At 66.9% G+C, this 11,735-nt stretch carries 11 protein-coding genes; 1 reads left to right on the plus strand and 10 read right to left on the minus strand.

Annotated features, from left to right (window positions below; translation table 11 throughout):
- Positions 1–11: 11 nt before the first annotated feature.
- The 3 genes from N5C88_RS30190 to N5C88_RS30200 form a co-directional block, all read right to left on the minus strand.
- The gene (locus tag N5C88_RS30190) at positions 12–806 is read right to left on the minus strand and encodes an ABC transporter ATP-binding protein (protein ID WP_013395026.1); all 795 of its coding nucleotides are present in this window, start codon (positions 804–806) and stop codon (positions 12–14) included.
- Positions 807–808: 2 nt separating this feature from the next.
- Positions 809–1,699, minus strand: a complete 891-nt coding sequence (locus tag N5C88_RS30195; protein ID WP_059372366.1) for an ABC transporter permease — start codon at positions 1,697–1,699, stop codon at positions 809–811.
- A gap of 418 nt (positions 1,700–2,117) precedes the next feature.
- Positions 2,118–3,089, minus strand: a complete 972-nt coding sequence (locus N5C88_RS30200; protein WP_059372365.1) for an ABC transporter substrate-binding protein — start codon at positions 3,087–3,089, stop codon at positions 2,118–2,120.
- Between the two features lie 272 nt (positions 3,090–3,361).
- Between N5C88_RS30200 and N5C88_RS30205 the strand changes: the two genes are divergently transcribed.
- A complete protein-coding gene (locus N5C88_RS30205) occupies positions 3,362–4,318 on the plus strand; it encodes an aldo/keto reductase (RefSeq protein ID WP_059372362.1) in 957 nt (318 codons plus the stop codon).
- A gap of 42 nt (positions 4,319–4,360) precedes the next feature.
- Here N5C88_RS30205 and N5C88_RS30210 read toward each other — a convergent pair whose 3' ends face one another.
- From N5C88_RS30210 to N5C88_RS30240, 7 genes are all read right to left on the minus strand, one after another.
- The gene (locus N5C88_RS30210; protein ID WP_251881914.1) at positions 4,361–5,332 is read right to left on the minus strand and encodes a tripartite tricarboxylate transporter substrate binding protein; all 972 of its coding nucleotides are present in this window, start codon (positions 5,330–5,332) and stop codon (positions 4,361–4,363) included.
- A gap of 184 nt (positions 5,333–5,516) precedes the next feature.
- Entirely contained in the window at positions 5,517–7,058 is a 1,542-nt protein-coding gene (locus tag N5C88_RS30215) for a malonyl-CoA synthase (protein ID WP_118932530.1), read from the minus strand.
- 5 nt (positions 7,059–7,063) lie between these two features.
- Positions 7,064–7,855 carry an enoyl-CoA hydratase/isomerase family protein gene (locus N5C88_RS30220; protein ID WP_059372354.1) on the minus strand — a complete coding sequence of 264 codons (792 nt, stop codon included), beginning with the start codon at positions 7,853–7,855 and terminating at the stop codon, positions 7,064–7,066.
- 43 nt (positions 7,856–7,898) lie between these two features.
- Positions 7,899–9,230: a malonyl-CoA decarboxylase family protein gene (locus tag N5C88_RS30225; protein ID WP_280016822.1), complete on the minus strand. Its 1,332-nt coding sequence runs from the start codon at positions 9,228–9,230 to the stop codon at positions 7,899–7,901.
- The gene (locus N5C88_RS30230; RefSeq protein ID WP_251882076.1) at positions 9,181–9,933 is read right to left on the minus strand and encodes a GntR family transcriptional regulator; all 753 of its coding nucleotides are present in this window, start codon (positions 9,931–9,933) and stop codon (positions 9,181–9,183) included. The genes N5C88_RS30225 and N5C88_RS30230 overlap by 50 nt, the downstream gene beginning before the upstream one ends.
- Positions 9,934–10,102: 169 nt before the next feature.
- Positions 10,103–10,873: a spermidine synthase gene (locus N5C88_RS30235; RefSeq protein ID WP_280016823.1), complete on the minus strand. Its 771-nt coding sequence runs from the start codon at positions 10,871–10,873 to the stop codon at positions 10,103–10,105.
- A gap of 33 nt (positions 10,874–10,906) precedes the next feature.
- On the minus strand, positions 10,907–11,735 hold an 829-nt coding region (locus tag N5C88_RS30240), incomplete at its 5' end, for an acyl-CoA dehydrogenase family protein (protein ID WP_280016824.1).

Raw genomic sequence — 11,735 nt, forward strand, 5'->3', positions numbered from 1 at the left:
GCGCCTGGCGCTTATCCCAGCAACAGGGCGTCGTCCGAGATCTTCTCTCCGCGCACGCGCTCGAACATGGCCAGCAGATCCGGCACGTCCATGCCGCGGCGCTCGTCGCCCGACACGTCCAGCACCACTTGCCCCTGATGCAGCATGACGGTGCGGTCGCCCACGTCCAGCGCCTGGCGCATGCTGTGGGTCACCATCATCGTGGTGAGCTGGCTTTCGGCGACGATGCGCGCGGTCAGCTGCAGCACGAAGTCCGCGGTGCGCGGGTCCAGCGCCGCGGTGTGCTCGTCCAGCAGCAGGATGCGCGAAGGCTGCAAGGCCGCCATCAGCAGGCTGACCGCCTGGCGCTGGCCGCCCGACAGCAGGCCGATGCGGTCGGTCAGGCGGTTTTCCAGCCCCAGGCCCAGCGTGGCCAGGCGCTCGCGGAAGCCTTCCTTCATGGAGGCCTTGACCGCACGGCTGTAGCCGCGGCGCGCGCCGCGCATCTGCGCCAGCGCCATGTTCTCTTCGATGGTCAGGTCTTCGCAGGTGCCGGCCATGGGGTCCTGGAACACGCGGGCCACGCGGCCCGCGCGCGCCCACACAGGCTGGCGCGTGACGTCGACGCCGTTGATGTCGATGCGGCCGGAGTCGACCGGCAGGTCGCCCGAGACTGCATTCAGAAAGGTGGACTTGCCGGCGCCGTTGGAGCCGATGACGGTCACGAACTGGCCCGACGGGATCTCCAGCGACAGGCCGCGCAAGGCGCGCGTCTCGATGGGCGTGCCGGCGTTGAACGTGATCTTGAGGTCTTTTGCGGACAACATATTCAGCTCCCCTTCTTGCCGAGGAGGCGGCGCTTGAGCATGGGAATGACCAGGGCGAACGTGACCAGCACCGCGGTGACGAGGTTCAGGTCTTGCGCCTTCAGGCCGATGAAATCGCTGTTCAGCGCCAGCGCGATGAAGAAGCGGTAGACGATGGCGCCGATGATGACGGCCAGCGTGGCCAGCACCAGCTTGCGCGACGGCAGGATGCTTTCGCCCACGATTACGGCGGCCAGGCCGATCACGATGGTGCCGATGCCCATCGAAATGTCCGAACCGCCCTGGGTCTGGGCGAACAGCGCGCCCGCCAGCGCGACCAGCGCGTTGGACAGCGCCATGCCGCCCAGGATCATGCGGCCGGTGTTGACGCCCTGGGCGCGGGCCATGCGGCCGTTGGAGCCGGTGGCGCGCACCGCCAGGCCGGTCTGCGTGGCGAAGAACCAGTCCAGCGCCAGCTTGGCCAGGATCACGATGACGATCAGGATCAACGGACGGGCGACGTAGTCCGACAGCCATTCAGGCTGCAGGATGGTGAAGACGGTGGGTTCGGTGATCAGCGGAACGTTGGGCTTGCCCATGATGCGCAGGTTGACCGAGTACAGCGCGATCATCATCAGGATGCTGGCCAGCAGATCCATGATCTTGAGCTTGACGTTGAGCCAGCCGGTGACCAGCCCGGCCGCGGCGCCAGCGATCGTCGCGATGACGGTGGCCAGGAACGGGTCGGTGCCCGAGGCGATCAGCGTCGCACAGACCGCGCCGCCCAACGGGAAGCTGCCGTCAACGGTCAGGTCCGGGAAGCGCAACAGGCGGAACGAGATATACACGCCCAGAGCCACCAGGCTGAAGATCAGGCCGATCTCCAACGCACCTAACAACGAGAACAATGACATGGGTCAAATCCAATCAGTGAGAAGCGGGCATATTAAGAACTTGCACGAAGGCAAGAAACGAGCATATTAAAGAGTTGCCGCGTCGGATATCTTGCGTTTCGGGGTCAGTTTTACCCCAGCTTTCGCAAGAAACGTTTCCCCGCAGGGGATTTTCTCCGGTTTCCTGCCAAAGCCCTCCCGTGCCGGACGGCCAGGCCGCCAGCATGAGTCTGCAGGACCATTCAGGGAGCAAAAACGCCGGGCGGGCACAACGCCGTAAGGCGGGCCGCCGGCCATTCAAGACCAGCACATTGCGCCGGGCCGCGAGCATCTTGTGAATGCTGCCGCCCTGAAGACCATGGGGTAAGGCAAGACACCAGAACATAAAACAAGCCCCGCTCATGCCGGATAGGCATGGCGGGGCGGGTACGGCTGACTATTACTTCACGACCACCGCGGCCGACTTGATGATCGCATCGGACAGGGTCACGCCCTGCTTGGCGGCGGCGCCCGGGTTCACGTAGAGCTCGAGCTTGGAGATGGTTTCCGAGGGAATGGCGCCAGGCTTCTCGCCCTTCAGGATGCGCACCACCACCTTGCCCGTCTGCACGCCCAGGTCGCGGTAGTTGATGCCCAGGGCGGCGATGCCGCCGCGCTTGACGCTGTCGGTGTCGGACGCGATCAGCGGGATCTTGGCGTCGTTGCCGACCTTGACCAGCGACTCGTAGGCCGACACGACGTTGTTGTCGGTGTTGGTGTAGATGACGTCGACCTTGCCGATCAGGCTGCGGGCCGCGGATGCCACGTCCACCGAGCGCGGCGCGGCCGCTTCAACCAGGCTCATGCCCGACTTCGGCAGGATTTCCTGCAGCTTCTTCACGACCACGACCGAGTTGGCCTCGCCCGGGTTGTAGACGATGCCCACGCGCTTGGCGTTGGGGACGATTTTCTTGATCAGTTCGACCTGCTTGTCCAGGGCCAGCAGATCCGACACGCCGGTCACGTTGGTGCCCGAGGCGTCCATGCTGGAGACCAGCTGGGCGGCGACGGGATCGGTCACGGCGGAATACACCACCGGCACGTCCTTGGTGGCGGCGACGACGGCCTGGGCCGACGGCGTGGCGATCGCGACGATGGCGTCAGGCTTGTCGCCGACGAACTTGCGCGCGATCTGGGCGGCGGTGCCGTTGTTGCCTTGGGCGCTCTGGTATTGCCACTTCAGGTTCTTGCCCGGTTCATAGCCGGCTTGCTTGAGGGCGTCCTGCACCCCGTCGCGCACGGCGTCCAGCGCCGGATGCTCGACGATGGCGGTGACCGCCACGGATTTCTGCTGCGCGGACACAGGCGCGGCGATAGCCATCGCCAGCGCCATGGCGCCAACCGTCAGAAAATGTTTTTTTCCGATCAGCATAGATAAGCTCCTTGAACCCTTGTTTTTGCTCATTATTACGGCGCCGCTGGCGGCTCCCCGCCGGCCGGACTAGCCATAAAGCCGTATAGTCTAACTTGCCGCCCACCCAAAGCGTTTCGGGGGAATCCCTGAAATGGTGCATGCCGCAATCGCATGCCCCGTAACTGGGCGCAGCGGCGTCAATATACTGAAAAGCCCGGAATCGCATCGGCCGGAACAGCAAAAACCGGACGTCTTCCGCGCCGCCAACCGCAGCATCCAGAGGCCTCACCATGATCAAACGCGCATTGGGCCGTTCCGGCCTGCAGATTCCTCCCCTCACCTTCGGCGGCAACGTCTTCGGCTGGACCGTGGACGAAGCCGGCACGTACTCGCTGCTGGACGCGCTGGTGGACGCCGGCCTGAACTTCATCGACACGGCGGATGTGTATTCGCGCTGGGTTCCGGGCAACCAGGGCGGCGAATCCGAGACCCTGATCGGCAAATGGCTAAAGCGCTCGGGCAAGCGCGACCGCGTGCTGATCGCCACCAAGGTCGGCATGGAAATGGGGCCCGACGCCAAGGGCCTGGCGCCGGCCTACATCCGCCGCTCGCTGGAAGCCTCGCTGGCACGGCTGCAGACAGACCACATCGACCTCTACCAGTCGCACCAGGACGATCCCGACACGCCGCTGACCGACACCCTGGCCGAATACGCCAAGCACATCGAGTCCGGCAAGGTGCGCGCCATCGGCGCCTCCAACTACACCGCGGTGCGGCTGTCCGAAGCGCTGATCGCGAGCGAACGGCACAGCCTGCCGCGCTACGAGAGCATCCAGCCGGAATACAACCTGTACCGCCGCGAACCCTTCGAGTCCGGGCTGCAGAGCCTGGTGAAGACGCAGCAGATGGGCACCATCAACTATTACGCCCTGGCCAGCGGATTCCTCAGCGGCAAGTACCGCAGTCCCGCAGACGCGGGCAAGAGCCCGCGCGGACGCAAGATCGTCGACACTTATCTCAACGACCGCGGCTACCGCATCCTGAAAGCGCTGGACGAAGTGTCCGAGGACGCCGGCTGCACGCCCGCCCAGGCCGCGCTGGCCTGGCAGATCGCGCAGCCCGGCATCACCTCGCCCATCGTCAGCGCGACCTCGCTCGAACAACTGGACGAACTGGTCAAGGCGGCCAGCCTGACGCTGACGCATGATCAGCTGGCCAAGCTGAGCCAGGCGAGTGAATGGCGGTGAGGGAAGGCGCGCGCCACGTGGCGCACGCCTGACTCGCGGCCATCAATCCAGCTTCACCCCCGAGTCCTTCACCACCTTGGCCCAACGCCCAACCTCGCTATCGACGAACTTGCCGAACTCGGCGCCGGTCAGCGTAGGCACCGCCGAACCGTTGCCCGCCCAGGTTTCCTTGATCTTCGGCGCATTCAGGGCCTTGGTGATCTCGGCGCTCATCTTGTCCACCGCTTCCTTGGGCGTGCCCGCGGGCGCCCAGATCGCGTACCAGGTCGACACCACGTAGTTCGGCACGCCAGCCTCGGCAGCGGTGGGCACGTCGGGCAACGATTGCGAGCGTTCGGTGGCGGCCACGGCCAAAGGCTTGATCGTGCCGGAACGGATATGGCCGGCGGACGAACCGAGGCCGTCGAACGCCAGGTCCACCTGTCCGCCGATCAGGGCCGACAGCATGGGTCCCGCGCCCTGATAGGGCACGTCCACCAGCTTGATGCCCGTCTGCATGGCGAACAGCTCCCCGGCCAGGTGGTGCGTGCTGCCCTTGCCCGCGGTGCCGAAGTTGATTTCCCCCGGGCGCTTCTTGGCGTAGTCGATCAGTTCCTGGACCGTCTTCACCGGCAGCTTGGCCGGATTGATGACGATGACCTGCGGCGGCTGCGCAACCAGCGCGACCGGCACGAAGTCCTTCTGGATGTCGTAATTCAGGTTCTTGTACAGCGAAGGGGCCAGCGCATGGTGCGCGCCGCCCATGAAGAAGGTGTAGCCGTCGGGCCTGGCCTTGGCCGCGACGCCCGCGCCCACGGTTCCGCCCGCCCCGCCCTTGTTGTCGATGACCACGGGCTGGCCCAGCTGCGTGGTCAGTTGCTGGGCCAGCGGACGGGCAAAGGTGTCCGTGCCGCCGCCGGCGGGGAACGGGACGATCAGCGTAATCGGGCGTTCGGGCCATTGCGCGGCGGCGACGCCGCCGAAACCCAGGGCGGCCACGGCGAATACGGCCGCGGCGGTGGTGCGATATTTCATATTGTCTCCTCTTGCTGCAGCATGGGGACGGCGCGGTTATGTGCGTCTCGTCTCTTGAAGTTCTTGTAGGGAATGGGCTGCTGGGACCTGCATGTTTTTGGGGGGATAGTCTCCTGAATGGGGGCCGGCGCGGCGCGCCCGGCCGGAAAGGCCGCTTCCCGACGGGAAGCGGTCCTGGCGAATGTCAGAGCGCCTTGTAGGTTTCGCGCAGCACGTTCTTCTGCACCTTGCCCATCGTGTTGCGCGGCAGTTCGCCGATGATGTGCACGCGCTTGGGCACCTTGAAATTGGCGATGCGCGATTTCAGTTCCGCCTGCATCGCATCCGCGTCCAGCGCCGCGCCGTCCTTGGGCACCACCACCGCCACCACGGCCTCGCCGAAGTCGGCATGCGGCACGCCGATGACAGCCGATTCGGCCACGCCGGGCATGTCGTCGATCAGCGTTTCGATTTCCTTGGGGTACACGTTGAAGCCGCCGGAAATGATCAGGTCCTTGCTGCGGCCCACGATGGACAGGTAGTCGGCGGGTACGTCGCGCCCGGCGGACTCGCCGCCCCAGCGGCCCACGTCGCCGGTCTTGAACCAGCCGTCGGCGGTGAATTCCTCGGCGGTCTTTTCCGGCATGCGCCAGTAGCCCGAGAACACGTTCGGCCCGCGCACCTGCACGTTGCCGATCTCGCCGGGCGCGAGCGCGATGCCGGCATCGTCGACCACGCGTACCTGCACTTGCGGCAGGGCGCGGCCCACGGTGCCCGCGAGGCGTTCGCCCAGCTTGGCGTCATAGGGGTTGGAGGTAAGCATGACCGTCTCGCTCATGCCGTAGCGTTCCAGGATGGCGTGGCCGCTGCGCTTCTGGAAGTCCGAGAAGGTTTCGGCCAGCAAAGGCGCCGAGCCCGAGATGAAGAGACGCATGTTGGCGCAGACGCTACGGTCAAAGCGCGGGTCGGCCAGCAGACGCACGTAGTACGTCGGCACGCCCATCATTACGGTGCTCTGCGGCAGGTAGCGCAGGGCCTGGTCGACGTCGAGCTTGGGCAGCCAGATCATCCTGGCCCCAGCCAGCAAGGCGCCGTGCGAGGCCACGAACAGGCCATGCACGTGGAAGATCGGCAGCATGTGCAACAGCACGTCGTCCGAGCGCCAGCCCCAGTAGTCGTGCAGCACGCGGGCGTTGGCGGCGAGGTTGCCATGCGACAGCATTGCGCCCTTGCTGCGCCCGGTGGTGCCGGAGGTGTACAAGATGGCGGCCAGGTCGTCAGGCTTGCGCGCCACGGTCTTGAAGGTCTGAGACAGGCCGCCGGCGGCATCCAGCAGCGTGCCGCTACGGTCCTCGTCCAGCGTGTACACATGCGCGGTGCCAGCCTTGTCTGCCGCGCGCTGCACCCAGTCCAGGTTCTTGCTGGCGCAAACCACCACGGCCGGCTCCGCGTTGCCCAGGAAGTACTCGATTTCCGATTCGCGGTAGGCGGTATTCAGCGGCAGGTAGACCAGGCCGGCGCGCAAGGTGGCCAGGTACAGCAGCAGCGCTTCGGGCGACTTTTCGACCTGCACCGCCACGCGCGAACCCGCCGGCAGCCGCAACGAGGTCAGCAGGTTGGCCAGGCACGCCGTGGCGCGATCGATGTCGTCCCAGGTGTATTGCAGGTCGGGCGTTTCCAGCGCGACTTTGCTGCGGTCTTTGGGAAAGCCGCCTTGCAGGACAGCATATAGATTAGCGTTGCTCACCTTGTCTAGTCTCCGGAAAAGGAAGGGTCCACGCCGGCCAGGAAAGCGCGCACGCCCTCCTTGTGGTCCCGGCTGTCGGCGTACGAGAAATAATCCTGGTATTCGTCTTCGGTCAAGGCGCCGCCCGCGGCGAGCCTGCGCGACAGGCGCTTGTTGATGCGGGCCGCCAGCGGCGCGCCCGCCGCGATGCGCTCGGCGCTGCGTTTCGCCGCGTCGGCCACCTGATCGTCGGCAACAATGCGCGTCAACAAGCCCAGTTCGCGAGCCTCGGCGGCGCCGAACACGCGGCCTTCGAGCAGTATCGCCAGGGTGGCGGCGCGTCCGACCAAGGCCAGCAGGCCGCTCATTTCGTCAGGCGCCATGGGAAATCCCAGGCGGTTGATCGGCACGCCGAAACGCGCGGATTCTCCAGCGATCCGCAGATCGCACTGGCTGGCTATTTCCAGGCCGCCGCCCACGCACACGCCTTCGATCTGCGCCACCACGGGCTGCGGACACAAGGCCACCGCCTGCAAGGCAGGCGCCAGTACCTCGCGGTGGTAGCGCTGCACGCCGGCCATGTCGCCGCGCTGCGCGGGGAACTCGCGGATGTCGGCGCCGGCGGCGAAATTGCCGCCCTCGCCGCGCACGATCACGCAGCGCACCGCGTCGTCCTGCGCGATGCGGCCGAACACGTCCCGCAGTTCATGCCACATGCCCACGGTGATCGCATTCAGGCGCCCCGGGTGCGATAGCGTCACCCGGGCCAGATCGCCCTCGCGTTCCAGCAGCACGCGGCCGGCCACGTTGTCCGTCATGTCTCCTGCCCTCTTTCTTATGTTGTTGCGCCGCGCGCGGCGTTTATCCCACGCGTCCCACGCCGCGGCTGACCTGGGGCTTGCCCTCGCCCAGCAGGGCCAGGTTGTCGTCCAGCTCGTCGAGGTCGTAAAGGTAGTTCACCATCAGGCCGCAGGACTGCTTGAGCCCCTTGGGCGAGGTATCGGCGGCCCAGTTGAGCCGCTCGATGCGCGCGCCGTTGCCCAGATGGAAGCGCGCCACCGCGTCCACCGGCATGCCGTTCTTCATGGACTGCAGGTAATTGGCCGTCAGGCGGAAACCGGCGCGCTTGACCACGTCCGCGGCCTTGCCCTGGGCCGCCTTGGCCAGGCGCGCAACCCAGCGCCGGCCGTCGGGCACGCCCTCGCGCTTGCGCGACTTGGCGCGCACCTTGTCCTCGCGCACGATGGCCTCTACCGCCTCGGCGTCCAGCTTGCCCAGCCAGTCGGCGAAGCCCGGGATGGGCGACAGCGTGGCGAAGGACTTCAGCTTGGGCAGCTCATGCAGCAGCTGCTCCACCACGCGCTTGAGCAGGAAGTTGCCGAAGCTGATGCCCTTCAGGCCGGGCTGCGTGTTGGAGATGGAATAGAAGATGGCCCAGCGCGCCTTGTCCAGATCCTGCGGCGGCAAGGTGCTGTCCAGCAGCACCTGCACGTTGTCGGCCATCTGGCTGGCGAAGGCCACTTCCACGAAGATGAGCGGCACGCCCGGCATCTGCGGATGGAAATAGGCGTAGCAGCGGCGGTCCGGCGAAACGCGGCGGCGCAAGTCGTCCCAGGAGGTGATCTCGTGCACGGCTTCGTAGAGAATCAGCTTCTCCAGCAGCGACGCCGGCGAATCCCAGGTCAGCGGCCGCAGCTCCAAGAGGCCCACGTCGAACCAGGCGGAAAGCAGGCCTTCCAGGTCCTTGTCCAGCATCTGGATGCCCGCCACCTGCTTGCGCCAGCGCAGCATGTCCGCGCGCAGCTCGACCAGGAAGCGCAGGCCCTGGGGCTGCGCATTGAAACGCTTGAAGAGGCGCACGCCCTCGCCGCCTTCGCCAGCGTAGCTGCCGCGCGCCTGCGCCAGCGCGGTCAACATCAGCCGGCGGTCCTTGCCGTCCGCGGCGCTGTACTGCTCGCACCACCGGCGGGCCAGCTTGTTGGCGGCCACGTCGGTCAGGCGCGCCTCGAACAGCCGCCGTATTTCGGATTCGCTGGGCAGTCGGCCGCGTTCCCACAGCTTGCCCAGGCGGGACATCAGACCCGCGCTTTCAGCAACGGCCGCCGCATCGACGGCCGCCGCATCGACGGTATCGGCCTCGGGCTCAGGCGTGCGTGCGCCGCGCGCGGGCGCGAGATTGGCGGGTGCGGACATGGGCGGGCTCCTCGATGACGATGGGATCGGACGGCGCCGCATCGGCGGCATCCGCATGGCTCAATGCGCGCAGCGCTTCCAGCTGCCGCATCAGGTGGTTGTGCGCGAGCGCCTGCGCGGCCTCGCTGTCGTGCGCCTTGAGCGCGTCGAATATGGCCAGGTGCTCGGCGCAGGACTGCTGGATGCGGCCGGGGTGCGACAGGCTGCGGTGGCGCGACAGGCTCAGCACCTTGCGCAGATTGCCCACCATGTCCGACAGCCATTGATTGCCGGCCAGAGCCTGCACTGCTTCGTGGATCAGGTAGTTGGTCTTGTAATAGGCGTCGATGCGGCCGGCCTGGGCATGGCCCGCCAGCGCCGCGTGCAGGGGTTCCAGCTCGGCGAGTTGGGCATCGCTGGCCTTGCGCGCGGCCTCGAAGGCGCAGCGCCCTTCCAGCATGGCCATCAGCGGAAAGATGTCTTCCAGGTCTTGCGCCGAGAGCTCATTGACGAAACAGCCGCGGCGCGGCTCCAACCGCACCAGCCCTTCGGTAGCGAGCACCTTGAGCGCCTCGCGCAAGGGGGTGCGGGAGATGCCCAGCTCGCCCGCCAGGCGCAATTCGTCGATCCATTCGCCGTTGCGCAGGGAACGCGCGTGGATCATGCCGCGCAGGCGGTCCGCGACTTCCAGGTAGAGGGCTTGCCGGACGATGGGTAGGGTCATGGTTCAGCGGCCGGGACTGCACCGTAATTCATAATTATGAATAAGGCCATGATAGAGCCGGATGCGGGAAAAAGGAAACCCCTTGCGCGTCGGTGGCTACCCTAAGAGAAAAAAGGCCCCCGCCGTGCGGAGGCCCTGCGATCTGTCCCCGGAGAAATTGAGAGGGACGTCAGAAGTGCAGCACCCCGTCGACCGCGTGGCGGGTCAGCGAACGGGCCCAGCGGCGCGCCGGCAAGCCGTATTTGGCCTCGACCACCTCGGCCCGCGCCAGCAACTCGGCGGGAGTGACTTCCAGGCGCGGGCCGGAGAACGCCAGCACGATCTGGTTGCCCGCCTCGACCTCGGGCAGCAGCACGATGCGGTCGTCGAAGGCCTTGGACAGGTTGTCGATGTTCTTGCCGAAGCTCTCGTGGCGGCCGAACAGGTTCACGGCCAGCACGCCGACCTCGCCCAGCACGCGGCGGCAGTCGCGGTAAAACTTGACGCTGTCGCGCACCGGCCCCTCGGCCATGGCGTCGTACAAGTCCACCATCAACACCGGGCAGCGCCCCGCGTTGAGCGGATCGGCCACCCAGGCGCCGGCGTCGGCGTGTTCGACTTCGAGGCGGTTCGCGCCGGGCAGGCGGAAGAACATATGGCAGGCCGCCGTCACGCGCGGATTCCATTCCACCGCCAGCAAGGGGCTGCGCGTGTGCTTCACGCAATAACGCGCCAGCGAGCCGGCGCCCAGCCCGAGCATGCCGATGGCTTCGTCCTTGGGCGGCTCCAGGAACAGCAGCCAGGCCATCATCTGGGCGGTGTATTCAAGCACCAGCTCCGACGGGTTCTTGATGCGCATGGCGCCCTGGACCCAGACGGTGTTGAAGTGCAGATAGCGGACGCCGTCCACCTCGGACAGGGTCGGCTGGTCCAGTTCGGAAGGAAAGTTCGATTTGTACATGGCGGCGATTGTAGGTCGGACGCCGCCTCTGCGTCAGGCGGCCAGCCGGCCGTCCCCGCTCTCCCAGATGCGTTCCAGCAGCTCCGCCCGGGACGTTTCGGCTTGCAGGCTGGCCGCCAGACGCAGCACCCGCTTCAGGTAGAGGTGCGCGTCGCACTCCCAGGTGACGCCCAACGCGCCATGGACCTGGATGGCGTTCTGCGCCGCGCGCCTGCCCGCCTCCACCGCAAGCAATGGCGCGAACAGGCTGTCGCGTTCCGCCGAGGCGGCGCCCGCGTCATGCGCCGCAACCGCCGCCACTCCCGCCAGCCTGGCGTCGTCCAGGGCCATCCAGTCTTCCGCCAGCCGATGCTTGATCGCCTGGTTGGCGCCGATGGCGCGGTCGAATTGGCGGCGTTCGCGCGCATGGGCCGCCGCCATGTCCAGCGCGGCCGAGGCCGCGCCCAGCAGTTCGGCCGAACGCAACAGGCGCAGACGGGTGCGCAGCCGCTCCCAGGTTCCCGCCTCGACCTCCAGATCGACGCTGTCCAGCACTTGCGGGCGGGCCACGCGCGCCACCGGCATGGTGGGATCCAGCCGCGCCTCGCCGGACGCGGGCGCCAGCGCCTCCAGGCGCAGGGCGGTGGCGTTCAAGCGCCGCACGGCCAGGGCGCGCACGCCCTCACCCGCGCCTTCGATGAAGACCGATCCATCGGGGCGGACGGCGGCGTCGGCAAAGTAGGTATCGCCCGTCATCACGGGGAAGGCCCATTGCGCGGCCGGCCCCGCCGCGCACAGGGTCGGCAGTACCGCCATGTTGGCCGCCAGCGGCAGGCTCAACAGGTGCCGCCCGGCGGCTTCGGCCACGATCCAGGCTTCGCGC

Origin of the sequence: Achromobacter sp. GD03932, from assembly GCF_029839485.1 — a bacterium.
GTDB lineage: Bacteria > Pseudomonadota > Gammaproteobacteria > Burkholderiales > Burkholderiaceae_B > Achromobacter > Achromobacter bronchisepticus_A.